This is a genomic window from Brevundimonas sp. DC300-4, from assembly GCF_049897365.1.
GTDB lineage: Bacteria > Pseudomonadota > Alphaproteobacteria > Caulobacterales > Caulobacteraceae > Brevundimonas.
In genome coordinates, this window is sequence record NZ_JAFCWC010000005.1 from 44650 (window position 1) to 71159 (window position 26510).

Below are 26510 nucleotides of genomic sequence, written 5' to 3' on the forward strand. Positions count from 1 at the left end.
CCGCTGATACCGTGAATCCTGCTCCAGATATCAGCGAAAGCCTGATTCACGCTTTTGACAGAAGTGCAAAGTGCTTCCGTCTCAAACGATCAGGCTCCAGGGAGACCATCGCATGACCGATGCCGCCGCCAGCCCCGGCCTGTTCCTGGGCCAGTCCGCCGATGGGGGGACGACCAAAAGCGAGATCCTGCTGTGGAATCGGGCCAACCGGCACGGGGTGATCGCGGGTGCGACCGGCACCGGCAAGACCGTCACGCTGCAGATCATGGCCCAGGGCTTTTCCGAGATGGGCGTCCCGGTCTTCTGCGCCGACGTGAAGGGAGACCTTTCGGGCATCAGCCAGGTCGGAACCCCGAATGAGAAGCTGCTGGCCCGCGCCGCCGGGATGAACCTGACCCTGGCGCCGAAGGCCGCGCCGACGGTGTTCTGGGATCTGTACGGACAGAAGGGCCACCCCGTCCGGGCAACCGTATCGGAGATCGGGCCGCTGCTGATGGCGCGGATGCTGGACCTCAATGACGTGCAGGAAGGCGTCCTGACCGTCGCCTTCCACGTCGCCGACAAGGAGGGCCTGCTGCTGCTGGACCTCGACGACCTGCGCTCCATGCTGACCTATGTCGCCGAGAACGCCGCCCGCATCGGCCGCGAGGTCGGCAATGTCGCCCCCGCCTCGATCGCCTCGATCCAGCGCGCCCTGCTGCAGCTGGAACAGGACGGCGGCGACGCCTTCTTCGGCGAACCCGCTCTGAAACTGACCGACATGATGCGGACTTCGCTGGACGGCCAAGGACGTGTTTTGGGTCAGGTCAATGTGCTCGACTCGACGCGCCTGATGAACAGCCCGCGCCTGTATGGCGCCTTCCTGCTTTGGCTGATGTCCGAGCTGTTCGAACAGCTGCCCGAGATCGGCGACCCCGAGAAACCTCGTCTCGTCTTCTTCTTCGACGAGGCCCACCTGCTGTTCAGGGATGCGCCCAAGCCCCTGCTGGAAAAAGTCGAACAGGTCGTGCGCCTGATCCGGTCCAAGGGGGTCGGGATCTATTTCATCACCCAGAACCCTGCCGATATCCCGGACAGCGTCCTGGCCCAGCTCGGCAACCGCATCCAGCATGCGCTGCGGGCCTACACCCCGTCCGATCAGCGCGGACTGAAGGCGGCCTCGGACAGTTTCCGGGTCAATCCGGCCTTCGATACGGCCGACGCCATCCAGGCGCTGGGCACTGGCGAGGCCCTGGTCTCAACGCTGGACGAGAAGGGGGCGCCGCGCGTCGTCGCCCGCACCCTGATCCGTCCGCCGGACAGCCGCCTGGGGCCCGCCACCGATGCCGAACGCGCCGCCGTCATGGCGGCCGGCCCGGTGAAGGGTGTCTATGACACCGTCGCGGACCGCGAGTCCGCCGAGGAAATCCTCGCCGCCCGCCGCGCGCAAACGGAGGCCGCGACCGCACCTGCCGCGAAGCCTGCGCCGCAAGGTCGTGCTCCCGCGGCTCCGAAGGCGCCGCCCGCGCCCAGGGCGCCGCGCAAATCGAACCGTCAGACTCCGATGGAGGCCCTGACCAAGTCGGTCCTGCGCACGGCAGGCTCTACCCTGACACGGGAACTGCTGCGCGGCATTCTGGGAGGCTTGCGCCGCTAGGCTAGACCATCGAGCCCAGACGGGCGTTGGCCAGTTCGGCGATGACGGTCGTAACCTGGGCGCCCGACCCCGTCTGGGACAGGAGTTTGGACAGATGGGGCGACAGTTTGCGGGTGTCGACCAGCACCATGGCCCAGCCGAGGAACAGCTGGGCCTGAACCGGCCAGCGAGCCAGGACGCGCACATTGCGGTGCCGCGGGTCGGCCTCGATGTCCGCCATCAGGGCGGTCAGCGCTTCGGGATCACCCTCCAGCACCTGGACGAAGGTTCCTGCCTGATAGGCCAGCGCGCCGGTGATCCGGCGTCGGCCATTGTTGCGCACCGAGGTCGCCACGATCTCTGACAGGTCCATCGGACCGTCGGCTGCGCCCACAGCATCGCTGCGATACACGAGGCGTTCGAGCACGCGCTCCGTGAGGGGCTGCGGCGTGCGAACGGTCGGGGATGTCATGGGAGGATGGCCAGGCGGCGAATCCGCCGCCCATCTAGGCGCTTTTCACCAGAAACCCTAACAGCGCGGGAATTCAGCGGGGAGAGTCAGGGTCTCGCAACCAGCCGCCACATGCGCAGGGGATGCCGCACAGCCCCGGCCTCTGCCCCCGCGGCCTCGCCCCGGCCCATGTAGAGATCGGCGCGCACCGGGCCGCGAATGGCCGAGCCGGTGTCCAGCGCCATGACCAGGCCGGTGTAGCCATGCCGCGCCCCGACCAGGTTTCCGGCGCCGGCCGAGATCCACACCAGATCACCATAGGTCCAACTGGCCGGATCCACCGCGATAGCCCGCCGCGCCTGCAGGGGAACGCCGGCCGCGCCCGCCGGATGTCCGCCGTCGTCGGGGTCCAGCGAGAAATAGATGTAGCGGGGGTTCAGGGCCGTGATCGCCCGCGCCTCCGGCCCGCGATGGGCCGCCAGCCAGGCGCGGATCGCGTCGCCCGAGGTTCCGTTCGTCGGCAGGAGGCCGCGCTCCGCCATCGGCCGGGCGATGCCGACGAAGCTCCGCCCGTTGTCGGCGGCATAGGCGGCGCGCGCCTTGGATCCGTCCTCGAACGTCAGATAACCGGACCCCTGGATCTGGAGGAAGAACAGGTCCTCGGCGCGCATCCAGGCCAGGGGCGGCGAGGGCGAGGGCCCGGCCTCGATCACGGCGCGCTCGTCCAGAACCTGGCCGCGCGACCAGCCGGAGGGGCGGCCGAGAACGGGGGTATCGAACTCCCGGTCCGGGGTGCGCCGGGCCGGGTACTCGGGAGCAAAATAGGCGGTCAGCAGGGGCGACCGGCTCTCGGCGGGTGGAGCTTCCACGATCCCGAAGCCGTCCTCGAAGAAGGCCCTGGCCATGGAAGGCGTCACCGGGCGTGATGTCCGCCTGATGTGCTGGGCTCGCTCGCACTGACGCACGGCAGCCGGCTCACGCGCGACGCGGCAGGTCTCGGCATAGGCCTGGAAGGCGGCGAGGTGGTCTTCATCGGCCCAGCCGGGAAGGCTCTGCGGGCCCGGCAGGCTGGAAACCTGCGGCGGAGCGGTGGGCGTGGGACCCGTCGGCGAGACCGGAGGCCCGGACCGGGGCGTCGCACACCCCGCCAGGAGCAGGAGCGCGCCCGCCATTACGAGCCTCAGGTCGAGTCCCAAGGCGCGGCCGTCCCTAGGCGTTGGCGGGTTCGACGCGGGCGAGGACCCAGTTGGGGTCTGCGGCCCCCAGGGACCGTTCGAAGGTCCAGTGCTCGGCCGTGCGACGCTCTTCGATGCGGGGCTCGGCCGGAGCGCCCGGAGTCGCCTCGGCCTCGGGCGGAATGACCTTGGAGCGGATCTCGGCCAGGAACCGGACCTTGGCGACAGCGCGGTCGCCCTCGGCCGAGGCCAGTTCCAGGTCGGCGCGCGGCGCATGCAGGAATTCGACCTGCTCGGTCTCGCCCCGGGTCTCGCGGGCGGCGATGCCGGTCTCGAACGAGGCGAGGACCGCGGGGGTCAGAAGCGGCTTCAGGGCCGCGCGATCGCCGGAGGCATAGCCCCGCACGATGGTTTCATAGGCCTGGCGGGCGCCGTCAATGAACTTGGCCGGATCGAAGGCCGGGTCGCGGGCGCGAAGCGAGGCGGCGGCAGCCAGGGTGGCGGCGTCAAGCGCGGGCACGCGGGCCTGGGCTTCGGGACCGGTCACGCCCGTAGCGGGCAGGGCTGGCGTCTTGGCGTCCTCCTGCGGCTGACGGCCGACCTTCTTGCCCAGCACATTGTAGAGCTGGAACAGGACGACCGCGGCGATTACGGCGAAGATGACGAGCTGGAACTGTACCGGCACGGGGTATCCCTGGGATGGCGTCCTGATCCCGACCATGAGGGCCGGGCGCGTCGGACAGGACGATTACGGTCTGATATGGGCGTGCGCAAGCCGCGACGCACCCCGGGCGAGTTGTGACATGCCGCCGCGACCCCTCAGCGCGCCCCGAACCCGCTCAGGCAGCGAGCCGCCGCGCGGCGGGCGGTAGCTTCCTGGAAGAGGGAAAGTTGCGGGACGTCCGGGCTGATGCTAGTCGCGGCGCCTCGCTTTTCCGCCATATTGAACGGCTTCGCCTCCATGACCGACGTTTCGCCCGCCGACGCCAACGGCGCCAACCCGACCGAACGCCCCGCCACCCTGGGCTTCCGCATCCTGGCGCAGTACGTCCGCGACCTGTCGTTCGAGAACCCCAGGGCCCCCGACAGCCTGCGCCTCGAGGGCAAGCCCCAGATCGACATGGGCGTCGAGCTCAACGCCCAGGGTCGTCCCGACGGCCTGTTTGAAGTCGACGTCAAGCTGTCGATCAAGGCCTTGACCGACACGATGCCGGTCTTCCAGGTCGAGCTGCTGTACGGCGGCCTGTTCCAGCTCGAAGGCGTGCCGGAAGACGCGATCGAAGCGATGCTGCTGATCGAATGCCCGCGCTATCTGTTCCCCTTCGCCCGGGAGATCGTGGCCGGGGCGACCGCGGACGGCGGCTTCTATCCGCCCTTCATGCTGGATCCGATCGACTTCGCCGGCATCTATGCGGCGCGCCAGCAACAGATCGCCGCCCAGCCGGACGCGACCGGCCAGGCCTGAAGTCAGGCAGCGGGCTCGACGACCTCGAGCCCGTAACCGGCCCACAGCGACTGGTCTTTAAGCGTCGCCAGCAGGAAGGCGCGGTGCGCCTCGGCCTCTTCGGGGTGAATCCGCGGCGTGAGCGGCCGTGATCGTGGCTGATAGCCGCCGGCGGCCGCATGGGCTGCGGCGGCCTGGCTCTCGCGACGACTGGACAGGTCCAGCACACGCTCCTTGCCGCCTTTCAGCTCCAGATAGACCTCGGCCAGAAGGCGGGCGTCGATCAGGGCGCCGTGGAACGAACGGTCGACGAGGCTGACCTTGTAGCGTTTGCACAGGGCGTCCAGCGAGTTGGGCATGCCCGGCCAGCGCTTCTGGGCCAGCTGCAGCGTGTCGATCCAGCGGGTCTCGTGCAGCAGGGCGTGACCGCAGCGACCGCACTCATGATCGATGAAATTGCGGTCGAACTGGGCGTTGTGGGCGATGACCGGGGCCTCGCCGATGAACGCCATCAGGTCGAGGACGATCTCGGCGAATTTCGGCGCGTGCTTGACCTTGTCGTCAGTAATGCCGTGCACCCGGATGGCGTCGGCAGGGATCAGCCGCTCCGGATTGACGAACCGGTGGAAGGTCCGGCCGGTCGGCAGCAGGTCCTCGATCTCGATACAGCCGACCTCGATCAGCCGGTCGCCCGTGCGGGGATCGAAGCCGGTGGTTTCGGTGTCGAGGACGATTTCGCGGGACATGCCCTTCTAATGGGGTGTTTCGGCGGCGCCCGAAAGAGTCCGGCGGGGTGGTTTCCAGTCCGGCGCCAGAATGATCCCCACGATTTCGGCGACCCGGGTCCGGGCGGCGGCGAGGTCCCGGCCGGTGTCGATGACGAAGTCGGCGCGGCGGCGCTTGTCGCCGTCCGGCATCTGACGCGCCAGAATGGCCTCGAACCGCTCCACTGTCATTCCGGGCCGGGCCAGAACCCGGCGACGCTGGATGGCTGCGTCGGCGCTGACCACGACCACCGCATCCACGGCCCGGTCGCCACCGGTCTCGAACAGCAGGGGAATGTCGAGGACGGCCAGCTTCACGCCCGCCGCCCGCGCCGCCTCCAGATCGGTCATGCGGCCGGCGGCGACGAGCGGGTGGACGAGGGTCTCCAGTCGCCGGAAGGCCGTCTCGTCGCGGCCAAGCGCTTCGGCTAGCCGCCCGCGATCCACGGCGCCGTCAACGACCACGCCCGGAAAGGCCTCGCCGACCGGCTCGACCGCCGCCCCGCCGCGGGCGTAGAGGGCGTGAACCGCGTCGTCGGCGTTCCAGATCAGGGCGCCGTGCTCGGCGAACATGGCGGTTGTGGTCGACTTGCCCATGCCGATCGAGCCGGTCAGGCCCAGCAGGATCACGCCGCCTCTCCCAGATGGGCCAGCAGCAGAGGCCTCGGGTCCAGCGCGGGCGGAGGGACGCCGAAGATGGCCTCGAACGACGGCTCCGCCTGGCCGATCAGCATGGCGAGCCCGTCCACAGTTGTCAGGCCCACGTCTCGGGCGGCCTGAAGAAAGGGCGTGATGACCGGCCTGTAGGTCATGTCCATGACGGTCGTGTCGGGATCCAGCGCCGCGAGATCCATCTCGGGCCGGACACTGAGGGCATTGACCACCAGGGCCGCACCGTAGAAGGCCGCCGGCCCCTCGGCGACCGAGACCGATCCCCCGAGATCGGCGGCGAGCGCCTCGGCCCGATCCCGCGTCCGATTGACGATGCGAACCCGCGCCCCGGCGCCGGCCAGGGCGGCCGCGGCGGCTCGTGCGGCCCCTCCGGCGCCGAGGATTACCACCGGCGATCCCGCCAATGACAGTTTCGGCGCCTGTTCCTGCAGTGCCCGCAGCAGGCCCAAGCCGTCGGCGCTGTCGGCCCTCACCTCGCCGTCGCGGAAGACGAGGATATTGGCGGATCCGCTGTCCCGCGCAGTCCCGGACGCTGAATCCGCCAGGGCGAAGGCCTGTTCCTTGAACGGAGCGGTGACGTTGACGCCGCTGAGCAGGCCGGCCCGGCCGGCGGCCAAAAGGGTTTCGAACCCGGCGGCGTCCCTCGGCGAGAAGGCGACATAGGCGGCGTCCATGCCGGCCGCCTCGATCCAGCCGTTGTGGATGACCGGGCTCAGCGAGTGGGTGACGGGATTGCCGACGATGCCGCCGACCTTCACCGCCCCCGTGATCCGGGCGCGGATCATGTCCGGATCACTCCCGCGCGCCGCAGTTGGGCCAACACGGGCCACAGCGGCATGCCCAGGACGGTGAAGTAATCGCCCTCGACGCAGTCGAAGAGCTGGGAGCCCATTCCCTCCAGCCGATAGCAGCCGACGGAACCCAGCAGGCCTTCACCCTCGGCGTCCAGATAGGCGTCGAGGAAGTCGTCGGAGAACTGGCGCATCGTCAGCCGCGCGGTCTCGACGCCTGACCAGACCACCGCGCCGTTGTTGGCCAGGGCAGCCGCGGAGTTGAGATGGTGGGTGCGGCCGCGCAGAGTGTGCAACCGCTCCCGGGCCACGGTCAGGTTCGGCGCCTTGGAGATCATGTCACCGTCGAAATCCAGAGTCTGGTCCGAGCCCAGCACCCAGGCCTCCGGATCATGCCTGGAAATCGCCAGCGCCTTGGCCCGGGCCAGCTCCAGCGCCAGTTCGGCCGGATCGATCCCAGCCAGCGAGGTCTTGATGACGTCCTCGTCCACCCCCGCGTCCTCGGCGACGAACGGCACGCCGGCGCCGGTCAGCATGGCGCGACGGGCGGCGCTGCGGGACGCGAGGATCAGCCTCTCGGTCGTTTCCCCGGTCACCAGGATGCTCCCAGACGGCGGGTGCGGCGTTCAGTCAGCAGGTTCAGGATCGCGGCCGCCGTCTCCTCGACCGAACGGCGGGTCACGTCGATGGTGGGCCAGCCCCGCTTTTCGAAGGCGCGCCTGGCCTTGATCGTCTCCTCACGCACCGCGTCCGGCTCGACGTAGGATGAGGCATGGGTGGCGTTCAGCCCGTCCAGCCGGTTCCGGCGGATCTGCACCAGCCGGTCGGGTGAGACGGTCAGACCGACGATCAGCGGATTCTTCAATCCGACCAGCCGTTCGCCGTCCTCCTGCCCCGGCACCAGAGGCACGTTCGCGGCGCGGACGCCCCGATGGGCGAGATAGATGCAGGTCGGGGTCTTGGACGTCCGGCTGACCCCCACCAGGACGACGTCAGCGCCCTCCAGCTGTTCGGCCGTGCCCTGACCGTCGTCGTGGGCCATAGCGTAGTCCAGCGCCCCGATCCGGTTGAAATAGTCGTGGTCCAGGGCGTGCTGTGCCCCGACCCGCGTCGACAGGGCCGCGCCGAGATACCGCGACAGGGCTCCGACCAGCGGATCCAGCGCCCCGATGTGCGGCATGTCGAGCGCCCGGCAACCTTCCTCCAGCTGGGCGCGCAGGTCGCGATCGACGATGGTGTGCAGGACGACGCCCGGCGCCGCAGCCACCTCTGCCAGAACTCGCTCCATCTGCTTTTCGGACCGGACAAGCGCATAGATGTGCTCGATCGGGATGACGCCGTCGAACCGGGCCGTGACCGCCTTGGCCATCGCGTTCAGCGTCTCGCCGGTCGAGTCCGAGACCAGATGGACATGGAAATAGGTCGCCAGCCGCGACGCCCCCGCGGGCCGGGCGGGGCTCATCGCGGACCCCGCGACGGGAGCGCCGGATCCCGGCGAGGGAAAACCACATCAGAGGGGGTGCGAATGGCGAGGATTCCTGTGGACCGGACTGGGCGCCGCCAACCTCGGTCGGGGCGCCGAAACCTATAGCGCGGGCCTCGCCGCCCGGCGAGCGGGGACACAGGTGGAGCACGCGCCTTGTCCGACAACGGATCATCCCCTCCCCCTGATCAGCGATCGGTTCGACTGGGGAAATGCTTAACGAATGGTAAACGCCCCCCAATCCCGCCTCGGGTCAAACGCCCGGCTGAGCCCCGGGCATTAAGGCTTTGTTAAGGGTTTTGCCCGGTTTCCACAGGCGCGCGCACAGCCACCCGGCAGTCTTTACGGGACTTGGGACAAGGCCGTCCGGTGTGGGGACGAGAGCCGATTTGTCCCCGCCTTCCCACGCCCTACCTGCTTCCTCAGATATTTCTAAGATTCTGATCAGGATAAGAGGAAGGCCGTGGGCTTGAGGGGATGCGCTCATCACCGTAGACCCGGAGTCATGAGCATCACGCCTTCGTTGATCCGGGTCCTGCAGGGTGAGACCCTTGAGCGCCCGCCCGTCTGGTTCATGCGTCAGGCTGGTCGTTACCTGCCCGAGTATCGAGCCTTGCGCGCCCAGGCCCCGGACTTCATCGCCTTCTGCCTGAACCCGGAGATGGCGGCCGAGGCGACCATGCAGCCCATGCGCAGGTTCGGCTTCGACGCCGCCATCGTCTTCGCCGACATCCTGCTCATCCCCCAGGCCCTGGGGCAGGACGTCTGGTTCGAGACCGGCGAGGGACCTAAACTCGGGTTGATGCCGTCGCCAGGTCGGATGGCTGAGCTGGCCGATGGCGCCGGAGAGCATCTGCATCAGATCGGGGAAACCCTCAGCCGGGTGCGGGCCGAACTGGAGCCGGAACGGGCCCTGATCGGGTTCGCCGGCGCGCCCTGGACCGTGGCCACCTATATGCTCGACGGCCACCATAATACGATGGGCAAGGGCGAGCGGGCCCAGGCGCGGTCCTACGCCTATTCCGACCCGGACAAGGTCGATGCGGTTCTGGACGTCCTGGTCGAGGCCACCGCCCGCTATCTGAAGATGCAGGCCGACGCCGGCGCGGATGCCCTGAAGATATTCGAGAGCTGGGCCGAGGGTCTGCCGGACGATCTGTTCGAACGGCTGGTGATGCGGCCGCACAAGAAGCTGGTCGCCAGGGTGCGCGAACTGGGCGTCACCGTCCCCCTGATCGGTTTCCCGCGCGGTTCGGCCCTGCATGCCGAACGCTATGCCCGTGAGGTCGATGTCCAGGGCGTGGCGCTCGACACCGCCTGTTCGCTGGAACGCGGCAGACAGGTGCAGGCGATCAAGCCGATCCAGGGCGCCCTCGATCCCCTGTTGCTCCGCGCCGGCGGTGCGGCTCTGGACCGCAGGGTGGATGAGCTTGTCAAGGCCTGGGGTGCGGGTCCATGGATCTTCAACCTCGGCCACGGGATTCTGCCGGACGTGCCGATTGCCCATGTCGAACAGGTGCTCAGGCGCCTGGGCGCCCAGTAAGGACTGACAAATGGCCGGTAGACGGATCGCAGTCGTCCTGTTCAATCTTGGCGGCCCGGACGACGCCGACTCTGTGCGGCCCTTCCTGTTCAACCTGTTCAACGATCCGGCCATCATCGGCCTGCCCGGGTTCGCGCGGATGCCTCTGGCGAAGCTGATCTCCTCGCGCCGCGAGAAGAGCGCCCAGGCCAACTATGCGATGATGGACGCCGGCGGCGGCTCACCCCTGAAGGCGGAGACCCGCAAACAGATGGCGGCGCTCGACGCCCGGCTGGCGACCCTGTTGCCCGGCGACGAGGTCAAGAGTTTCGTCGCCATGCGCTACTGGCATCCCTTGACCGAGGAAACGGCCGTCGACGTAGCCGCTTTCGGCCCTGACGAGGTGGTCCTGCTGCCCCTCTATCCGCAGTTTTCGACCACCACGACCCAGTCGTCGCTGAAGGCCTGGAAGGCTGCTTACGCGGGCTCGGGCCGGTCACGCGCGATCTGCTGCTATCCCCGGGCCGCCGGCTGGATCGAGGCCCAGGCGGAAGGCATCCGCGGCAAGTTGGCCGAGGCCGCCCGCGACCATCCGGGCCGCTCGATGCGGGTCCTGTTCTCCGCCCACGGCATTCCCGAGAAGTTGGTGGTACAAGGCGATCCCTATCAGGAACAGATCGAATCGACGGTGTCTGCTGTCGTCAAGGCTGCCGGATTGCAGGACTGGGCCCTGTGCTATCAGAGCCGGGTCGGGCCGATGAAATGGCTGGGCCCCTCGACCCCGGATGCGATCAAACAGGCCGCAGCCGACGGGGTCGGCGTTGTCGTCACCCCGATCGCCTTCGTCTCGGAACACATCGAGACCCTGGTCGAGCTCGACATCGAATACGGCGAACTGGCCCACGAGGCCGGTCTGCATCCCTATCTCCGGGCGCCCGCCGTCGGCGTGGCCGAATCTTTCATCGGCGCCCTGGCCCAGGCCGTGACCGACAGCCTCGACCGTACCGGCACGGCGCCGTTCGGACCCGGCTGTCAGGCGCGGTGGAAAGCCTGTCCGTTCCAGACTGAACGGGCCGCAGCGTGAACCTCTATGACCTCGCCCGAGGCCTCCACATCCTGGCGGTCATCGCCTGGATGGCGGGACTTCTCTTCCTGCCCCGCCTCTATGCCTATGACGCCGAACAGGCCGAAAAGCCCGAGCCGCTGAAAAGCGAAATGCGCGCTCTCCTGCGGGCCTGGCAGGCGCGGCTGATGAAGATCATCCTCAATCCGGCCGCGGCACTGGCCCTGATCTTCGGCGCCTGGCTGATCCATCTCGATGTCCAGATGCGCGGGGCCGCCTTCCTCGCGGAGCCGTGGATGGTGGTGAAGCTGATCGGCGTCGTCCTGCTGTTCGGCTGGCACGGCTTCCTGTCGGCCGAACGCAAACGCATCACTGCCGGGACATCGACGAAGACCAGCCGTTTCTGGCGGATGACCAATGAGATCCCGTTCGTGCTGGCCATCATTATGGTCCTGTCGGTGACGACCGAGTGGACCTTCTGAGCCGCGACGCTTGACCCACAGGCCCGGAATGTGGTTCCGCTGGCGATGAGGCGTCGTTCGCGGCGCTGCCCTTCTCTTCGCGTCGACCGATCGCTGGCGAACTCGCCGCCTTCGGACCCGACGCTCTCCCACCCGGCCGCAAGGCCTTCGTCATCCTCCGGCCAGGCCGGGGGACCATCCGTCCCCGCCTGACGTCCTCGACGCAGGGCCGTGACGGCGTGAATCCAGAGCTCCGACATGACCGACGTCCGCGACACCGATACCACAGCTCCTGAAGCCGAAGCGCTCGAGGGGCTGACGCCTGAAACCGCCGACGACACCTCGCAGGCGGATGGGGCCAATGACGCCGACGTGGCCGCCGACATCGGCGACGACGCGGAAGAGGACGGCGAACCCGTCGTGCCGTCCGGCCGGATCACGCTCCAGGAGCTGAACGACAAGACTCCGGTCGAGCTGGTCGCCTTCGCCGAACAGCTGGAGATCGAGAACGCGTCCAATCTGCGCAAGCAGGATCTCCTGTTCGCCATCCTCAAGACTCTGGCCGACGAAGAGGTCGAGATCATCGCCTCTGGCACGCTGGAAATGTTGCCCGACGGCTTCGGCTTCCTGCGCTCGCCGGACGCCAATTATCTTCCGGGTCCGGACGATATTTATGTGTCTCCGTCCCAGATTCGCCGCTTCGGCCTGCGCTCTGGAGACACTGTCCACGGCGCCGTGCGCGGCCCCCGCGAAGGCGAACGCTACTTCGCTCTGCTCAAGGTCGACACGATCAACTACGAGGACCCGGAGACGGTCCGCACCAAGGTCAATTTCGACAACCTGACGCCGCTGTATCCCAATGAGCGGCTGATCATGGAAATTCAGGACCCGACCCTGCGGGATCGTTCGGGCCGGGTCATCGACATCGTCGCCCCTTTGGGCAAGGGCCAGCGCTGCCTGATCGTGGCACCGCCGCGGGTCGGCAAGACGGTCATGCTGCAGAACATCGCCAAATCGATCGAGGCCAACCACCCTGAGGTGTCGCTGATCGTTCTGCTGATCGATGAACGCCCCGAGGAAGTCACCGACATGCAGCGGACGGTGAAGGGCGAGGTCGTGGCCTCCACCTTCGACGAGCCGGCCACCCGCCACGTCGCCGTGGCCGAGATGGTGATTGAAAAAGCCAAACGCCTGGTCGAGCACAAGAAGGACGTCGTCATCCTGCTGGACTCGGTCACCCGTCTGGGCCGGGCCTACAATGCCACCGTGCCGTCGTCGGGCAAGGTCCTGACCGGCGGCGTAGACGCCAACGCCCTGCAGCGGCCCAAGCGGTTCTTCGGCGCAGCGCGGAACGTGGAGGAGGGCGGCTCGCTGACCATCATCGCCACGGCCCTGATCGACACCGGCTCGCGTATGGACGAGGTCATCTTCGAAGAGTTCAAGGGCACCGGTAACTCGGAAATCGTGCTGGACCGCAAGGTCGCCGACAAGCGGATCTTCCCGGCCATCGACGTGCTGAAATCCGGCACCCGCAAGGAGGAGCTGATCACGCCGAAGGATCAGCTGACCAAGACCTATGTACTGCGCCGCATCCTGAACCCGATGGGCCCGCAGGACGCGATCGAGTTCCTGCTCGACAAGCTGCGTCAGTCCAAGAACAACGCCGATTTCTTCCAATCGATGAACACCTGACGGCAAGCCGGGTCTGGCCAATGTTTCACGTGAAACAGGGAGAGCGACATGAAGGTCAACGTCGAAATGGAATGCACGCCGGCCGAGGCGCGGGCCTTTCTGGGCCTGCCGGACGTCGCGCCGCTGAACGATCATCTCGTCGCCGAGATGCAGAAACGGATGGACGCCAACATGTCGGCCATGCAGCCCGAAGAGCTGATGAAGACTTGGACCAGCTTCGGCCTCCAGGCCCAGGACCAGTTCCGTCAACTCATGCAGGCCGCGGTGACGACGCCGAAGTGAAGACCCTTCTCCTCCCCCGTCGGGGGAGGGGGACCGCGAAGCGGTGGGGGGGGGCCAGCCCAGACTCGGCTTGTGTGGCGAGCCCGCTCCGTCACGTCGCGAAGCCGCGACGCGTCACCTCCCCCGACGGGGGAGGAGAAACACAATGACCGACACCGTCTTCGCTCTCGCCACCCCACCCGGCCAAGGCGCCATCGCCATCCTGCGCCTGTCGGGACCCGCGACGGATCAGGCCCTTAGCGCCCTCGGCGCGCCCGATCTGAAACCGCGCCTCGCCGCCCTGCGCATTCTGCGACACGGCGGCGTCATCCTCGACCAGGCCCTCGTCCTCCGCTTTCCAGGCCCGAACTCCTACACGGGCGAGGACTGCGCCGAACTCCACCTACACGGCGGACGCGCCGTCATTGACGCCGTCTCCACCGCCCTGATCGATCTCGGCCTACGCCCCGCCGATCCGGGAGAGTTCACCCGCCGCGCCTTCGAGAACAGCCGCATGGATCTGGCCCAGGCCGAGGCGGTCGCCGACCTGATCGACGCGGAGACCTCGGCCCAGGCGGCCCAGGCCCTGGGCCAGCTCGACGGCGCCCTCAGCCAGACCTACGCCGGTTTTCGCCGGGACCTGCTGACGGCTCTCGCACTCGTCGAGGCCGAGATCGACTTCCCGGACGAGGACGTACCCGACCATCTGGCCTTATCCGCCGGTCCGGTGCTTGATCGCCTGACCGCCGACCTGAACGGCGCCCTGGCCGACGCCGACCGGGGCCGCCGCGTCCGTGAGGGCTATCGCATCGTCCTAATCGGCGAGACCAACGCCGGCAAGTCGGCCCTGTTCAACGCCCTGGTTGAGCGGGAGGCCGCCATCGTCACCCCTATTGCAGGCACGACGCGCGACGTGCTCGACGCCGACCTCGTCATCGGCGGCTATGCCGTGACCCTGTCCGACACGGCCGGCCTGCGCGAGAGCCAGGACCTCGTCGAGGCCGAGGGTGTCCGTCGCGCCCGCGCCCGCGCCAGCACCGCCGATCTGCGCCTTTGGGTCCGGGCTCCGGGCGATCCCGAGGGGGACGCCGCCGACTTTGCCCGACCTGACGACGTCACCGTCTGGACCAAGGCCGACCTATCACCGGCCTCGGGGGAGGGCATCGCCGTCAGCGCAGTGACCGGAGCGGGCCTACGCCATCTGCATGATGCGCTCGCAGCCCGACTTGCGCGAGACCTGTCCGGCGCTGATTTTCCGGTGGTGACCCGTGAACGCCATCGGCGCAGAGTGTCAGAAGCCGTGGCGATGGTTCAGGCCGCGCGCAGCCACCTGGCCACCGCGCCCGAGTTGGCGGGTGACGATCTGCGCCGGGCCGCTGACGCTCTGGGCCGGGTCACAGGTGCAGTCGGGGTCGAGGAGATCCTCGGTGAGGTTTTCTCGACCTTCTGTATCGGCAAATAGGTTGGCCGCCGGCCGCCCGGCGTGTTTCACGTGAAACACCTTCCGCTCAGGCGGGGGGGACGCCAGGCGTCGAGCGTCAGCGCCACATTCATGTCTGAGTGGCGTTTTCGACCCATCTCGCCTATGTCCCGGCCTATGAGCTTCCCCACTTCCTTCGACGTCATTGTGATCGGCGGCGGCCATGCCGGCTGCGAGGCCGCCGCGGCCTCCGCGCGCGCCGGCGCCCGCACCTTGCTGCTGACCCAGACGCTCGAAACCATAGGCGAGATGAGCTGCAACCCGGCTATCGGAGGCCTGGGCAAGGGCCATCTGGTCCGCGAGATCGACGCCCTCGATGGCCTTATGGGCCGGCTCGGAGACAAGGCCGGCATCCAGTTCCGTCTGCTGAACCGCTCCAAGGGCGCCGCCGTGCGCGGCCCTCGCAGCCAGATCGACCGGCGCCTGTACCGCGAGGCCATGCAGGCCGAGCTGGCCGACTATCCCAACCTGACCCTGATGGCCGGCACGGCCGAGGCTCTGATCCTGAACGGAGACCGGGTCGTCGGCGTGACGACCGGTGAGGGGATCTCGCTCCGCGCGGGCGCAGTGGTCCTGACGACCGGCACCTTCCTCAACGGCGTCATCCATCGCGGCGACGAGCGGATTCCCGCCGGCCGTCATGGCGAGGCCCCCTCGACGGGTCTTGCCGCCGACCTCTATGGCGCCGGACTCAAGATGGGGCGGCTGAAGACCGGAACCCCTGCACGCCTCGACGGCCGCACCATCGCCTGGGACCGGCTGGAGATGCAGGCGGCCGATGCCGAGCCCGTGCCGTTCAGTTTCCTGACCGACCGGATCGACGTGCCCCAGATCGCCTGCGGCATCACCCAGACGACCGAAGAGACCCACGCGATCATTGCCGCCAATCTTGGCGAAAGCGCTGTGTACGGCGGCAAGCTGACCGGGGTCGGTCCGCGCTATTGCCCCTCGATCGAGGACAAAGTGGTCCGTTTCGCCGACAAGACCTCGCACCAGGTCTTCCTGGAACCGGAGGGGCTGGATGATCCGACCGTCTATCCAAACGGCATCTCCACCTCAGTCTCGCCGGGGACGCAGACCGCCTTCCTGCGCACCATGCCGGGATTGGAATCGGTCGAGGTGTTCCGCTTCGGCTATGCGATCGAGTACGATTATGTCGATCCGCGCGAACTGACCCCGGCGCTGGAGGTCAAGCGCCGTCCGGGCCTCTATCTGGCCGGTCAGATCAACGGTACGACCGGGTATGAGGAGGCAGGCGCTCAAGGGTTGATTGCCGGCCTCAACGCCGCCCGCGCCGCCGCCGGATCCCCGGAAATCGTGCTGGGGCGGGAGCAGGCCTATATCGGTGTGATGATCGACGATCTTGTCACGCGTGGTGTGACCGAGCCCTACCGGATGTTCACTAGCCGCGCCGAGTACAGGTTGACTCTCCGAGCCGACAACGCCGATCAACGGTTGACCCCGCTCGGGATTGAGGCCGGAATCGTCTCTGCGGAGCGTCGGCGCACCTTCGGGATCAAGGCGGCGGCCCTGGCCGATGCCACGCGGCTCGTGCGCGACACCCGGTTCACGCCCAACGAGGCCCAGGCGCTCGGCATCGCGGTGAATGCGGACGGCCAGCGCCGATCGATGCGCGATCTGCTGGCCTATCCGGGCGTCGATCTGACCGCCTTCGCGGCGGCATACCCCGTCATCGGCGACTGGAGCCCGTCTGTGCGCGAACAGGTCGAGATCGACGCGGGCTATGCCGGCTATCTGGATCGTCAGACCGCCGACGCCGAGGCCCTGCGCCGCGAGGAGGCTCTGATGCTTCCGGCCAACCTCGACTATGCGGCGATCGGCGGCCTGTCGCACGAGGTCCGCGAAAAGCTGTCGCTGGTTCTGCCGCGCACCCTCGGCCAGGCCGGTCGCATCGAGGGGGTGACCCCCGGTGCGCTCACGGCCCTGCTGTCCCACGTGAAAAAAGCGGCGGTCGCGGCCTGATGACTGCCGAGGAATTCCAGAAGGCGACCGGCGCCTGGCCGGAACGGATGGCCGACCTCGAACGGTTTCGTATCATGCTGACTGAGGCCAACGCGGTCATGAACCTGGTCGGGCCGGACAGTCTGCCGGACTTTTGGAACCGGCACGCCTGGGACTCGGCCCAACTCCTGGATCTCGCCGGTTTCGCACGGACCTGGGCGGACCTGGGTGCGGGCGCAGGGTTTCCCGGCGTCGTACTGGCCATCCTCTTGAAGGGGCGGCCGGACGCCCACATCTGGCTGATCGATTCCCTGCAGAAACGCTGCCGCTTCCTGCAGACCATCGTGGATGAGCTGGCCCTGCCGGCGACCGTCGTCTGGGGGCGGGCCGAGGAACAGGCGCTGAAGGTGGATGTCGTCACCGCGCGTGCCGTCGCGCCGATGGAAAAGTTGCTGGGTTATGCACAGCCCTATCTGTCTCGCGGTGCACAAGGTTTGTTTCTCAAGGGAGAGAAGGCCGAGGCGGAGTTGCGGGAGGCCTCGAAGTCCTGGCAAGTCGACGCTGAGCTTTCGGTCTCGCGCAGCGATCCGGGGGGCCGCATCGTTACCGTCCGGAGCCTTCGCCCCCGTGGAAATCAGCACCGTGGTTAGTATGACCAAGTCAGTCCCGGGCTCCGGCCCGAAGAGGTCTCCGCGCGTCCTCGCCGTGTCCAACCAGAAGGGCGGGGTGGGGAAGACGACGACCGCGATCAACCTGGGCACGGCGCTGGCCGCCATTGGCGAGAAGGTGCTGATCGTCGACATGGATCCCCAAGGCAATGCCTCCACGGGTCTGGGTGTTCCACGTGAAACACGACGGATCACCATCTATGACGTGATCGTCGACGGTCGGTCCGTCCATGATGCGGCCGTACCGACGGCCGTTCCGGGCCTGCACATCATTCCTGCCGACGCCGACATGTCGGGTGTCGAGATCGAGCTCAGCCAGGCCGATCGCCGCTCCTACCGCCTGCGCGACGCGCTCGCGGGACAGGGCGGGGAAGGCCATACCGGGTATGACTATGTGCTGATCGACTGCCCGCCGTCGTTGAACCTGTTGACGCTCAACGCCATGGCCGCGGCCGACGGAGTTCTTGTCCCGCTGCAGTGCGAGTTCTTCGCCCTCGAAGGGTTGACGCAGTTGATGAAGACGATCGAGATGGTCCGTCAATCATTGAATCCGACGCTCGAAATCCAGGGTCTGGTCCTGACCATGTATGACCGCCGCAACGCCCTCTCGGGACAGGTGGCAGCGGACGTTCGGAGCCACTTCGGGGACAAGGTCTATGACGCGGTGATCCCCCGGAACGTGCGGGTGTCCGAGGCGCCGTCCTTCGGAAAACCCGTTCTGATCTACGATCTGAAATGCACTGGCAGCCAAGCCTATCTGAAGCTCGCCAAAGAAGTTGTCGGTCGCGAACGCCGCCGCCTCGCCGCCTGATCATCATACGGAATCAAGAGTTTGTCTGAACGTCAAAGAGGTCTGGGCCGCGGCCTGTCCGCCCTGATGGGCGAGTCGATCAACGAGCCTGTGCCGGTCGCGTCGGGCGCGGTTCTACCGACCGGCGTGCTGTCGGTCCCCATCGAGAGCCTGAAGCCCAACCCGGATCAGCCGCGCAAGCAGTTCACCAAGGCGGACCACGACGAACTGACCCAGTCGATCCGCGACAAGGGCGTCCTGCAGCCGATTCTGGTGCGTCAGCAGCCCGGCGAGGACGGCGTCTGGCAGATTATCGCCGGCGAGCGCCGCTGGCGCGCGGCCCAGGGCGCGCGCCTGACCGAGGTGCCGGTCATCATCCGCGAGATGGACGACCTCGAGGTGCTGGAAGTCGCCATCATCGAGAATGTCCAGCGCGCCGACCTCAACCCGCTGGAGGAGGCCGCGGCCTATGGCGTGTTGATGGAGCGGTTCGGGCGCACCCAGGACGCGGTCGCCGGCATCGTCGGCAAGTCGCGCAGCCATGTGGCCAACACCCTGCGCCTGACCCAGCTGAGCCCTGGCGCACGAGAGCACGTGCTGGACGGCCGCCTGTCCGCCGGACACGCTCGCGCCCTGCTGACGGCCAGGGACCCGGATACGCTGGCCGACCAGGTCGTCGCCCAAGGGCTGAACGTCCGTCAGACCGAGGCTCTGGCCCGCAAGTCGCAGGACGAGCAGAAACCGAAGATCGCAAAGAGCTCCGCCGACCAGGCGTCTGCATCGCCCGACATCGCCGCCCTGGAACAGGACCTGGCCGATGCCCTGGGCGTCAAGATCGCCCTGGCCGACAGGGGCGGGAAGGGCGAACTGACCCTGTCCTACGCCAGCCTGGAACAGCTGGACGACCTGTGTCGCCGGTTGATGCGCGCCTGAGTGCCCGAGCGTGCTAGGGTGAGGTCATGACCGACACGCCTGAAACCCCCTCCGAAGCCCTGAAACGCGTCCTCGCCGCCAAGAAGGCCGCCGCGCCGGCTCACGCTGCGATGAACGGCGGCAAGGGAGAGGAACGCGCCGCCGCCGCCAAGAGCGCCGCCCTGGCCAAGCCCGCCTTCCGCAAGGCGTCGAAGCGGGGCTGATTCATCGTCTCCTCCCTGCTGCGCAGCAGTGGGGATGTTGCTCGGAGCGAAGCGGAGAGACGGAGGGGTTCTTGCCGCCGTCCAGAGCCCCTCCGTCAGCTCGCGAAGCGGCTCGCTGCCACCGTCCTATTCGCCAAGCGGCGAATGGGGAGGAGACGGGTCACAGGCCCAGTCGTCGCGCCCGTGCGGCAATCTCCAGCAGCAAACGCTCGGCAATCAGGTGCTCCGGCATCCCTGTCGTCTTCGTCGCGACATCGGCCGTATTGACGCTGTCCTGAACCACGTCGAGCTCTTCCAGCCGCCAGGCGCGGGCCTGACGCAGCATCTCGGCCTCCTGTTTCCAGAACACGCCGGCGGCCTTGGCGGCCTCCTTGGCCCCGGCGCCCGAGCCCTGAAGCACATTGATCCGGCGCAGCTTGCCGAGATGGATCGAGGCGGAGCGCACCGCCATGACGGCGCTTTCGCCTTCGGCCAGGGCGCGTCTCAGCCCGCCTTGCGCCGGAGCGGGGCGACCGCCGAAGGCCTGCAGCGCCGCATCGGCGAGCGAAGCGTCCGCTTCCACGCCCAGATGCGCCTCCAGCTCCTCGACATCGATGGTCCGGCCCGATCCCGGACCCACATACAAGGCCAGCCGCTCGATCTCCTGGCGCATCAGGCCGCGCTCGCGGGGCAGGCGGGCGACGAAGGCGGCCAGGGCGTCGGTGGTCAGGCCCACCTTGTCGACGGCGAGAGCCTCGCGCGTCATGCGGGCGATGTCGCCGGCTTCATCCTCGTAGACGGCGATGCCGACCGAACCCTTGCCGGCCTCGGCCGCCTTGCGCAGGGCGGAATCGCGGCCGAGCGCGCCCGCCTCGACCACCAGCATGCAGTCTGGATTGTAACCGCCGTCGGCATGGACCTTGAGCGCCGCCGCCAGCATCTTGTCGATCGAGGCCTTCTCCGACCCCAGCCGCACGCGGACCAGCCTGCGTCCGCCGATCATCGACAGGGCGGTCAGGGCCTCTTCCAGCCGGGCTTCGTCGCCGTCGATGTCGCTGTCGGTTAGCAGGGTGACGTTGAACGGGTCGTTCAGATCGGGGGTGACGGCCCGGCACAGGATCTCTGCGCGCTCGGCGACGCCGGAGCGGTCCTTGCCGTGGATGACGGCGGCGCGGATCCCGGCGTCCGGCTTCGCCAGGAAGCGGTCGACCTCGGGCCGCTTGGCGAGGATCATGGGGCGGAGAGAGCCCGCATCAGGTCGACGCGGATCAGCCGGGCCAGTTCGGTGGCGGCGCGGTCCTCGCCGTCCTGCTGGGCTGCGATGGCGGCATAGGGCTGGTCGGCGGCGGCGTAGGTGGTGGTGACGGCCTCGGTCCCGGTCAGGGCCGCGCCGCCCGCGACGGGCGTCAGGGTCCAGGCCCCGCGCACGGTCAGCTCATAGCGGGTGGCGGTGTCGTCGATCCGGCGGCCCAGAGGACGACGGTTCTGCTGAACCACCGTCTCCAGCCGATACAGGGGCGCGGCGTTGCGGTTCCAGCCGAGAGCGTCCTCCAGCTGCTCGCGCAGGCGGTATCCCAGCCGGTCGTCCTGGGTCGTCACGGCGATCCGGCTCAGCGACGGCGATCCACCCGCATCCCCGTACAGCGGCGTGAATCCGCACCCGGCCAGGAGCAGGGAGGCGGCCGCCAGCGCTGACAGGCTGCGGACCGACATCTAGCCGGCCACCAAGTTGACGATGCGATCGGGCACGACGATCACCTTGCGGATCGATTGCGAGTTGGCTTCCAGATAGGCCTGAACAGCCGGATTGGCGAGCGCCTGGGCCTCGACCGCCCTGGCGTCGGCCCCGCGCGGCATCGTGATCTCGCCCCGGCGCTTGCCGTTGATCTGGATGGGCAGGACGACCTCGTCATCGGCGGCGAGGGCCGGATCGAACACAGGCCAGGGGGCGTCGAGAACCATGCCGGTCTCGCCCAGACGGGTCCAACCCTCCTCGGCGACGTGCGGGGTGAAGGGGGCGACGAGACGGGCCAGGGCCGACAGAGCCTCGCGCCGCGCCCCGCCTGACGCGCCGTCGTGGTCGCGGATCGTGGCCACGAAGGCGTAGAGCTTGGCGATGGCGGAGTTGAAGCGGAAGCCTTCGACGCCTTCGGACACGGCCTTGATGGCCTTGTGTGTTTCCTTGAACAGCAGGGCGTCGGCGGCCGGATCACCGGCTGTGTCGGCCTCGAAGCTGTCGAACAGGGTCCAGACGCGCTGGACAAAGCGGCTGGCGCCCTCGACGCCGCCGGGGGTCCACTGCACGTCGCGCTCGGGCGGGCTGTCGGACAGGACGAACAGGCGGCCGGCGTCCACGCCGTGCGAGTCCAGGATTTCCTGGGGCGCGACGACGTTCTTCTTCGACTTCGACATCTTCTCGATGTCGCCGATGATCAGGGTCTCGCCGGTCGACCTCTGGCGAGCGGATCGCACGCCGGCGTCGTTGGTCAGGTCGACGTCGGTCGGCTCGACCCAGGCGCCGTCGGCCCGGCGATAGGTCTCGTGGACCACCATCCCCTGGGTGAACAGGCCGGCGAAGGGCTCCTTCACCGACAGCATGCCGGCGTCGGACAGGGCGCGGGTGATGAACCGGGCGTAGAGCAGGTGCAGGACCGCATGCTCGACCCCGCCGATATACTGGTCGACGGCCAGCCAGCGATCGGCCGCGTTCTTGTTGATCGGCTCAACCGCCTTCGGGTCGGTGAAGCGGGCGAAATACCAGCTGGAATCGACGAAGGTGTCGAGCGTGTCGGTCTCGCGCGTCGCGTCGGCGCCGCAGGACGGGCATTGGACGTGTTTCCAGGTCGGGTGGCGATCCAGCGGGTTGCCGGGCACGTCAAAAGTCACGTCGTCGGGCAGGACCACCGGCAACTGATCGCCGGGAACCTCGACCACGCCGCAGGACAAGCAATGGACGATGGGGATGGGGCAGCCCCAGTAGCGCTGCCGCGAGACGCCCCAGTCGCGCAGGCGATAGATGGTCGCGCCCTTGCCCATGCCCGCGGCCTCGATCCGGGCGATCGCGGTCGCCTTGGCGTCCTCGATCGACAGGCCATCGAGGAAGTCGGAGTGGAACAGGGCGCCAGGGCCCGTATAGGCCTCGGTCTCGACCGCGAAATCATCGCCCGCGCCATCCGGCTTCACCACGGCCAGGACTGGCAGCAGATATTTGCGGGCGAAATCCAGGTCGCGCTGGTCGTGGGCCGGGCAGCCGAAGATGGCGCCCGTGCCGTATTCCGACAGGATGAAGTTGGCGATCCAGACGCTGACCTCATGCCCGTCGAACGGGTGGAGGACCTTCAGTCCGGTGTCCCAGCCGATCTTTTCGGCCTGTTCGATGTCGGCGGTGGAGGTTCCGCCCGCGCGGCACTCGGCGACGAAGGCGGCGACCTTCGGATCGGCCTCGGCCATGGCCCTGGCGATCGGATGGTCGGGCGCGATGCCCATGAAGGACGCGCCGAACAGGGTGTCGGGGCGGGTGGTGTAGATTTCCAGACCGTCCGGCGAGGCGGCCGGAGCCTCCCCGGCCCATGTCCACGTCATCTGCAGGCCCTTTGACCGGCCGATCCAATTCTCCTGCATCAGCCGGACCTTGTCGGGCCAGCGGTCGAGGTCCTTGAGCCCGTCGATCAGGTCGTCGGCATAGTCGGTGATACGCAGGAACCACTGGTTCAGCTTGCGCTTCTCGACCACCGCGCCCGAGCGCCACCCCTTGCCGTCGATGACCTGTTCATTGGCCAGGACAGTGTTGTCGACGGGGTCCCAGTTGACGACGCCGTCCTTGCGAAAGACCAGGCCGCGCCGATACAGCTCCAGGAACCAGGCTTGCTGCTTGCCGTAATATTCCGGGTCGCAGGTGGCGAATTCACGCGACCAGTCCAGCGACAGGCCCAGCAGCTTCAGCTGCGCCCGCATCGAGGCGATGTTGTCGTAGGTCCAGCCCTTAGGGTGGATGCCGCGCTCCATGGCCGCGTTCTCGGCCGGCATGCCGAAGGCGTCCCAGCCCATCGGGTGCAGGACGTCGAAGCCCTGGGCCCGCTTGTGGCGCGCGACCACGTCGCCCATCACATAGTTGCGGGCGTGCCCCATGTGGATGTTACCCGACGGATAGGGAAACATTTCAAGGACATAGTATTTCGGGCGACCCGTATCCCGGGTGACGAAGGCGTCTGCATCGGCCCAGCGCGCCTGCTGGCGCGGCTCTGCGGTCTTGGGGTCGTAACGGGTCGGAGAGGCGGACACGGGCAATCCTTCAAGGCGTCTCCTCCCTGTTCGCCGCTGGGCGAATAGGGAGGTGGATCCGTAGCGAAGCGGAGGAGACGGAGGAGTTCTTGAAGCGGACTCGGTCGTGGGGCGTCAAGAGCCCCTAAACCCCCGCCGAGCGGCGGGCGGTCCCCCTCCCCATCGCTCCGCGACGGGGAAGGGACGCGGCCTCTAGCCCGCGTTGGACAGGTTGAGCTGGCGCGCCTTGGTCAGGATCGCATTTTCCAGGTCGGCCTCGGTCTGGGCGGCCACGGCTGAGGCGGTCCAGTCGCCGCCGGCGGTGCGGACCTCCTTGGTCACCGTGACGTTCAGGGCGTCGGCGCGCAGGCGGGTGTCGAGGATGAAGACGGTCGCCTTGAAACGCTCGTTCGGCGTCTGCGGATTGACGTACCAGTCATAGTTCACGACGCCGCCCCACGGATCGGCGGTCAGCAGCGGCATGAAGCTGAGGGTGTCGAGAGTGGCGCGCCACAGATAGGCGTTGACGCCGATGCCCTGCTGCGCCGTCGTGGCGCGAGGGGCCGAACCGCCCGAGAAGGGCAGACCGCCGCAGGCGGAGAGGAGCAGACCGCCGGTGACAACCAGGGTGGTCGCCAGGACCGTCTTGCCGCGAACAGAACCCATCGAACGTCGTCTCCATCAGGGCTGATCCGCCGGTCCCGAACAGGAGGGGCGGGCGCAAGGGCGAGACGGTCCGCGACCGTTCGCCAAGCGCGGCTCTATAACACGCCCAAAAGGGGCGATGACAAGGCAATCCACAGCCGAGGCCCTCCGTATACGGCGGCCACGATCCGCATCGGGCTCGGAAGACGATTTCCCCAACCCGGCGAACACCTTCCCGTCGTCTTCCCGTGACGCTTGCGCCACAGGCGGGCGCAAGAGTCGGTGGAACCGGGTTGCTTCGGCCTCGTTGCGTTGACCGGGCGGACTACCGGTGTCTAATCGGCAGGTCCACGGTGGAAACACCGGGTTCACGAACAAGGGTCCGGCGAGAAACGCCGGGTCGAAGGGTTGGAAATGCGTCTCGCCGCGGTCATCGCTGCCTCTGTCGGTCTCGTCGCCCTTCTCGGCGTCGCGGGCGAAGCGTCCGCGCAATCGCGGTCGCGCGCGCCGGCCGTGACCCTGGCCGAAGCGTCCAACGCCCAGCGTTCGACCCCCGCCGCACCGCGTCGCGGCCTGCGCTGGAACGAGAACGGCCGCTGGGGCCTCGACTTCAACCTGAACCAGCCTGTCGGCCGCGAAGCCGAATGGGGCGACGTCGAAGCCGGCGCCTACTATCGCCTTTCGCCGCGCCTGCGCGTCGGCGCCGCCGCCGGCCTGGCCACGCCCGAGCAGGACCCGGCCCGTGCGCCCGAGACCGACCGCCGCGCCCAGCCGCGCGTGCGTCTGGAAACCCTGTTCCGCTTCTAGGACCCGAACGGCCCGGCGATCCCGCCGATCGCCGCCAGTCCGTAGACGCCCGATCCCTGCAATCCGCCTGCATTTCCGGCGGTGATCCCGCCGAGCGCGATGACTCGCATCCGGCCCTCCGAGGCGCGGGCCAGCGAATTCCTGCCGAGAGAGGGTTTCGCCGAGGACTCCCCCCCCGCCGGGAAGATCGGCGACAGCACCACCGCGTCCAGATCCCGCGCGGCCAGCGCCGCCTGGACCGAATGCACCGCACCGGTCAGAATCCAGTCCGGCCGCCTTCCCGACAGGGCATAGGCCGCCGAGATGGCCCGTTCCGGCAGATGCAGGCCGTCGGCGTCGACCCGGTCCGCCAGCCCGGCGTCCAGTCCGATCAGCAGGCTCATGCCGCGCTCCCGCGTGGCGATGCGCAGCCGCTCCGCGGTCTCGATCGCGTCCGCCGCGCCGAACGACCGATAGACGACGCCCGATCCCGCCGGCATCCGCGCCGCGATCTCCCAGGGCCTCGGCGTCCGTTCCGGGTCGGTGAACAGCAGCATCGGCGGGACACGCGACCGCCCGCCACTCCTGACAATGTCGGCGTCACGGGCTAGAGCCTGAGCCACGGCCCACAATCGGGCTCCGTCTTCCGTCATATCCGGCACGTCCATGGTCGCCTCATCCCCCGCTTCGACGCCCCCGTCTACTGACGACACCTTCGCCGCGCGTCTGGCGACGATCCGGGCGCGCATGGCGGCGGCTGCCAGGGCTGCGGGCCGCGATCCGGCCGCGATCACCCTGACCGCTGTGTCCAAGACTCAGCCGGACGAGGCCATCAAGGCCGCCCTCGCCTCGGGGCTGAGGGTCTTCGGTGAGAACCGGGTGCAGGAGGCGCAGGGCCGCTGGACCGATCGCCGGACGGCTCTGCCCGACCTCGAGCGTCGCCTGATCGGCCCCCTCCAGTCCAACAAGGCCGAGGACGCTGTCGCCCTGTTCGACGTCATCGAGACGCTGGACCGGCCAAAACTGATCGGCGCCCTGGCCTCGGCCTCGCAGAAAATCGGTCGCTCACCCCGCCTGCTGGTCCAGATCAACACCGGTGAGGAGGACCAGAAGGCAGGAGTCGCCCCCCGCGACGCCGATGCCCTGATCGCCGCCGCCCGCGCCCAGGGGTTGATCGTCGAGGGACTGATGGCCATTCCGCCCGCTGACGAGGAACCGATCCTGCATTTCGCATTGCTGGCCCGGATCGCCGGCCGCAACGGCCTGGGCGTCCTGTCCATGGGGATGAGCGCGGATTACGAGGCCGCGATCCGGCTGGGTGCGACTCACGTCCGGGTCGGATCGGCGCTGTTCGGGGAACGAAACCCGGCTTTCGCGCCCTCTGGTTGCTGATTCCACGCCAAATTCAGC

At 68.1% G+C, this 26510-nt stretch carries 28 protein-coding genes; 15 read left to right on the forward strand and 13 right to left on the reverse strand.

Translation table 11 applies throughout. The features are described from left to right. Positions 1 to 112 precede the first annotated feature (112 nt). Positions 113 to 1636 (forward strand): helicase HerA-like domain-containing protein, encoded by a 1524-nt coding sequence (locus ACP7AZ_RS10030; RefSeq protein WP_426038514.1) that lies wholly within the window; start codon positions 113 to 115, stop codon positions 1634 to 1636. A gap of 1 nt (position 1637) precedes the next feature. Here ACP7AZ_RS10030 and ACP7AZ_RS10035 read toward each other — a convergent pair whose 3' ends face one another. From ACP7AZ_RS10035 to timA, 3 genes are all read right to left on the reverse strand, one after another. Continuing rightward, entirely contained in the window at positions 1638 to 2042 is a 405-nt protein-coding gene (locus ACP7AZ_RS10035) for a BLUF domain-containing protein (RefSeq protein ID WP_426038515.1), read from the reverse strand. Between the two features lie 131 nt (positions 2043 to 2173). Continuing rightward, positions 2174 to 3238 carry an MltA domain-containing protein gene (locus tag ACP7AZ_RS10040; protein WP_426038516.1) on the reverse strand — a complete coding sequence of 355 codons (1065 nt, stop codon included), beginning with the start codon at positions 3236 to 3238 and terminating at the stop codon, positions 2174 to 2176. A 37-nt stretch (positions 3239 to 3275) separates the two neighbouring features. Continuing rightward, positions 3276 to 3926 carry a TIM44-related membrane protein TimA gene (timA, locus tag ACP7AZ_RS10045; protein WP_426038517.1) on the reverse strand — a complete coding sequence of 217 codons (651 nt, stop codon included), beginning with the start codon at positions 3924 to 3926 and terminating at the stop codon, positions 3276 to 3278. 276 nt (positions 3927 to 4202) lie between these two features. On the opposite strand from timA, the gene secB reads away from it, so the two are divergent. Continuing rightward, positions 4203 to 4706 (forward strand): protein-export chaperone SecB, encoded by a 504-nt coding sequence (secB, locus tag ACP7AZ_RS10050; protein WP_426038518.1) that lies wholly within the window; start codon positions 4203 to 4205, stop codon positions 4704 to 4706. A 2-nt stretch (positions 4707 to 4708) separates the two neighbouring features. On the opposite strand, the gene dnaQ is transcribed toward secB, so the two are convergent. From dnaQ to ACP7AZ_RS10075, 5 genes are read right to left on the reverse strand one after another with little or no spacing between them, the layout of a single operon-like run. Further along, complete coding sequence (gene dnaQ, locus ACP7AZ_RS10055) at positions 4709 to 5431, reverse strand: DNA polymerase III subunit epsilon (RefSeq protein WP_426038519.1); 723 nt, start codon at positions 5429 to 5431, stop codon at positions 4709 to 4711. A gap of 6 nt (positions 5432 to 5437) precedes the next feature. Continuing rightward, a complete protein-coding gene (gene coaE, locus ACP7AZ_RS10060; RefSeq protein WP_426038520.1) occupies positions 5438 to 6079 on the reverse strand; it encodes a dephospho-CoA kinase in 642 nt (213 codons plus the stop codon). Further along, the gene (locus ACP7AZ_RS10065; RefSeq protein ID WP_426038521.1) at positions 6076 to 6906 is read right to left on the reverse strand and encodes a shikimate dehydrogenase family protein; all 831 of its coding nucleotides are present in this window, start codon (positions 6904 to 6906) and stop codon (positions 6076 to 6078) included. Before ACP7AZ_RS10065 ends, coaE begins: the two co-directional genes overlap by 4 nt. After that, entirely contained in the window at positions 6903 to 7508 is a 606-nt protein-coding gene (locus tag ACP7AZ_RS10070; protein WP_426038522.1) for a Maf family protein, read from the reverse strand. Before ACP7AZ_RS10070 ends, ACP7AZ_RS10065 begins: the two co-directional genes overlap by 4 nt. Next, a complete protein-coding gene (locus tag ACP7AZ_RS10075) occupies positions 7505 to 8374 on the reverse strand; it encodes a pyruvate, water dikinase regulatory protein (protein ID WP_426038523.1) in 870 nt (289 codons plus the stop codon). The genes ACP7AZ_RS10070 and ACP7AZ_RS10075 overlap by 4 nt, the downstream gene beginning before the upstream one ends. A gap of 526 nt (positions 8375 to 8900) precedes the next feature. Here ACP7AZ_RS10075 and hemE point away from each other — a divergent pair. The 11 genes from hemE to ACP7AZ_RS10130 all read left to right on the forward strand — a co-directional run bounded on the left by hemE (position 8901) and on the right by ACP7AZ_RS10130 (position 19430). After that, positions 8901 to 9938: a uroporphyrinogen decarboxylase gene (hemE, locus tag ACP7AZ_RS10080; RefSeq protein WP_426038524.1), complete on the forward strand. Its 1038-nt coding sequence runs from the start codon at positions 8901 to 8903 to the stop codon at positions 9936 to 9938. A gap of 10 nt (positions 9939 to 9948) precedes the next feature. After that, a complete protein-coding gene (gene hemH, locus ACP7AZ_RS10085; RefSeq protein WP_426038525.1) occupies positions 9949 to 11001 on the forward strand; it encodes a ferrochelatase in 1053 nt (350 codons plus the stop codon). After that, the gene (locus tag ACP7AZ_RS10090) at positions 10998 to 11462 is read left to right on the forward strand and encodes a CopD family protein (protein WP_426038526.1); all 465 of its coding nucleotides are present in this window, start codon (positions 10998 to 11000) and stop codon (positions 11460 to 11462) included. Before hemH ends, ACP7AZ_RS10090 begins: the two co-directional genes overlap by 4 nt. Positions 11463 to 11699: 237 nt before the next feature. Beyond that, a complete protein-coding gene (gene rho, locus ACP7AZ_RS10095) occupies positions 11700 to 13133 on the forward strand; it encodes a transcription termination factor Rho (protein WP_426038527.1) in 1434 nt (477 codons plus the stop codon). A gap of 48 nt (positions 13134 to 13181) precedes the next feature. Further along, positions 13182 to 13415, forward strand: coding sequence for a DUF6489 family protein (locus ACP7AZ_RS10100; protein WP_426038528.1), 234 nt, complete (start codon positions 13182 to 13184; stop codon positions 13413 to 13415). Between the two features lie 145 nt (positions 13416 to 13560). Then, on the forward strand, positions 13561 to 14856 hold the full coding sequence (gene mnmE, locus ACP7AZ_RS10105; RefSeq protein WP_426038529.1) for a tRNA uridine-5-carboxymethylaminomethyl(34) synthesis GTPase MnmE: 1296 nt from the start codon (positions 13561 to 13563) through the stop codon (positions 14854 to 14856). A gap of 135 nt (positions 14857 to 14991) precedes the next feature. Continuing rightward, positions 14992 to 16857 (forward strand): tRNA uridine-5-carboxymethylaminomethyl(34) synthesis enzyme MnmG, encoded by a 1866-nt coding sequence (mnmG, locus tag ACP7AZ_RS10110; RefSeq protein WP_426038530.1) that lies wholly within the window; start codon positions 14992 to 14994, stop codon positions 16855 to 16857. Between the two features lie 47 nt (positions 16858 to 16904). Beyond that, positions 16905 to 17486 carry a 16S rRNA (guanine(527)-N(7))-methyltransferase RsmG gene (gene rsmG, locus ACP7AZ_RS10115; protein ID WP_426038531.1) on the forward strand — a complete coding sequence of 194 codons (582 nt, stop codon included), beginning with the start codon at positions 16905 to 16907 and terminating at the stop codon, positions 17484 to 17486. A 1-nt stretch (position 17487) separates the two neighbouring features. After that, a complete protein-coding gene (locus ACP7AZ_RS10120; protein ID WP_426038532.1) occupies positions 17488 to 18315 on the forward strand; it encodes a ParA family protein in 828 nt (275 codons plus the stop codon). Between the two features lie 21 nt (positions 18316 to 18336). Beyond that, a complete protein-coding gene (locus ACP7AZ_RS10125; protein WP_426038533.1) occupies positions 18337 to 19227 on the forward strand; it encodes a ParB/RepB/Spo0J family partition protein in 891 nt (296 codons plus the stop codon). 26 nt (positions 19228 to 19253) lie between these two features. Continuing rightward, entirely contained in the window at positions 19254 to 19430 is a 177-nt protein-coding gene (locus tag ACP7AZ_RS10130) for a hypothetical protein (RefSeq protein WP_426038534.1), read from the forward strand. A 160-nt stretch (positions 19431 to 19590) separates the two neighbouring features. Here the strand turns inward: ACP7AZ_RS10130 and holA are convergent, their stop codons facing one another. From holA to ACP7AZ_RS10150, 4 genes are all read right to left on the reverse strand, one after another. After that, the gene (gene holA / locus ACP7AZ_RS10135; protein WP_426038535.1) at positions 19591 to 20643 is read right to left on the reverse strand and encodes a DNA polymerase III subunit delta; all 1053 of its coding nucleotides are present in this window, start codon (positions 20641 to 20643) and stop codon (positions 19591 to 19593) included. After that, a complete protein-coding gene (lptE, locus tag ACP7AZ_RS10140; RefSeq protein ID WP_426038536.1) occupies positions 20640 to 21122 on the reverse strand; it encodes an LPS assembly lipoprotein LptE in 483 nt (160 codons plus the stop codon). The genes holA and lptE overlap by 4 nt, the downstream gene beginning before the upstream one ends. Beyond that, positions 21123 to 23690, reverse strand: a complete 2568-nt coding sequence (gene leuS / locus ACP7AZ_RS10145; RefSeq protein WP_426038537.1) for a leucine--tRNA ligase — start codon at positions 23688 to 23690, stop codon at positions 21123 to 21125. It abuts the gene before it with no gap. 192 nt (positions 23691 to 23882) lie between these two features. Then, the gene (locus tag ACP7AZ_RS10150) at positions 23883 to 24335 is read right to left on the reverse strand and encodes a DUF3576 domain-containing protein (protein WP_426038538.1); all 453 of its coding nucleotides are present in this window, start codon (positions 24333 to 24335) and stop codon (positions 23883 to 23885) included. Between the two features lie 393 nt (positions 24336 to 24728). Between ACP7AZ_RS10150 and ACP7AZ_RS10155 the strand changes: the two genes are divergently transcribed. Further along, complete coding sequence (locus ACP7AZ_RS10155) at positions 24729 to 25121, forward strand: NtrZ family periplasmic regulatory protein (RefSeq protein WP_426038539.1); 393 nt, start codon at positions 24729 to 24731, stop codon at positions 25119 to 25121. On the opposite strand, the gene ACP7AZ_RS10160 is transcribed toward ACP7AZ_RS10155, so the two are convergent. Next, a complete protein-coding gene (locus tag ACP7AZ_RS10160; protein WP_426038540.1) occupies positions 25118 to 25768 on the reverse strand; it encodes a thiamine phosphate synthase in 651 nt (216 codons plus the stop codon). The genes ACP7AZ_RS10155 and ACP7AZ_RS10160 overlap by 4 nt on opposite strands. Between ACP7AZ_RS10160 and ACP7AZ_RS10165 the strand changes: the two genes are divergently transcribed. Further along, positions 25767 to 26492 carry a YggS family pyridoxal phosphate-dependent enzyme gene (locus tag ACP7AZ_RS10165; protein ID WP_426038541.1) on the forward strand — a complete coding sequence of 242 codons (726 nt, stop codon included), beginning with the start codon at positions 25767 to 25769 and terminating at the stop codon, positions 26490 to 26492. The two genes, ACP7AZ_RS10160 and ACP7AZ_RS10165, sit on opposite strands and share 2 nt — an antisense overlap. Positions 26493 to 26510: the final 18 nt, after the last annotated feature.

Coding starts and splice junctions, on each gene's coding strand:
- ACP7AZ_RS10030 (WP_426038514.1), top strand. CDS start 113: ATGACCGATGCCGCCGCCAGCCCCGGCCTGTTCCTGGGCCAGTCCGCC.
- ACP7AZ_RS10040 (WP_426038516.1), bottom strand. CDS start 3,238: ATGGCGGGCGCGCTCCTGCTCCTGGCGGGGTGTGCGACGCCCCGGTCC.
- secB (WP_426038518.1), top strand. CDS start 4,203: ATGACCGACGTTTCGCCCGCCGACGCCAACGGCGCCAACCCGACCGAA.
- dnaQ (WP_426038519.1), bottom strand. CDS start 5,431: ATGTCCCGCGAAATCGTCCTCGACACCGAAACCACCGGCTTCGATCCC.
- ACP7AZ_RS10065 (WP_426038521.1), bottom strand. CDS start 6,906: ATGATCCGCGCCCGGATCACGGGGGCGGTGAAGGTCGGCGGCATCGTC.
- ACP7AZ_RS10075 (WP_426038523.1), bottom strand. CDS start 8,374: ATGAGCCCCGCCCGGCCCGCGGGGGCGTCGCGGCTGGCGACCTATTTC.
- hemE (WP_426038524.1), top strand. CDS start 8,901: ATGAGCATCACGCCTTCGTTGATCCGGGTCCTGCAGGGTGAGACCCTT.
- hemH (WP_426038525.1), top strand. CDS start 9,949: ATGGCCGGTAGACGGATCGCAGTCGTCCTGTTCAATCTTGGCGGCCCG.
- rho (WP_426038527.1), top strand. CDS start 11,700: ATGACCGACGTCCGCGACACCGATACCACAGCTCCTGAAGCCGAAGCG.
- ACP7AZ_RS10100 (WP_426038528.1), top strand. CDS start 13,182: ATGAAGGTCAACGTCGAAATGGAATGCACGCCGGCCGAGGCGCGGGCC.
- mnmE (WP_426038529.1), top strand. CDS start 13,561: ATGACCGACACCGTCTTCGCTCTCGCCACCCCACCCGGCCAAGGCGCC.
- mnmG (WP_426038530.1), top strand. CDS start 14,992: ATGAGCTTCCCCACTTCCTTCGACGTCATTGTGATCGGCGGCGGCCAT.
- rsmG (WP_426038531.1), top strand. CDS start 16,905: ATGGCCGACCTCGAACGGTTTCGTATCATGCTGACTGAGGCCAACGCG.
- ACP7AZ_RS10120 (WP_426038532.1), top strand. CDS start 17,488: ATGACCAAGTCAGTCCCGGGCTCCGGCCCGAAGAGGTCTCCGCGCGTC.
- ACP7AZ_RS10130 (WP_426038534.1), top strand. CDS start 19,254: ATGACCGACACGCCTGAAACCCCCTCCGAAGCCCTGAAACGCGTCCTC.
- holA (WP_426038535.1), bottom strand. CDS start 20,643: ATGATCCTCGCCAAGCGGCCCGAGGTCGACCGCTTCCTGGCGAAGCCG.
- lptE (WP_426038536.1), bottom strand. CDS start 21,122: ATGTCGGTCCGCAGCCTGTCAGCGCTGGCGGCCGCCTCCCTGCTCCTG.
- ACP7AZ_RS10150 (WP_426038538.1), bottom strand. CDS start 24,335: ATGGGTTCTGTTCGCGGCAAGACGGTCCTGGCGACCACCCTGGTTGTC.
- ACP7AZ_RS10155 (WP_426038539.1), top strand. CDS start 24,729: ATGCGTCTCGCCGCGGTCATCGCTGCCTCTGTCGGTCTCGTCGCCCTT.
- ACP7AZ_RS10165 (WP_426038541.1), top strand. CDS start 25,767: ATGGTCGCCTCATCCCCCGCTTCGACGCCCCCGTCTACTGACGACACC.
- ACP7AZ_RS10160 (WP_426038540.1), bottom strand. CDS start 25,768: ATGGACGTGCCGGATATGACGGAAGACGGAGCCCGATTGTGGGCCGTG.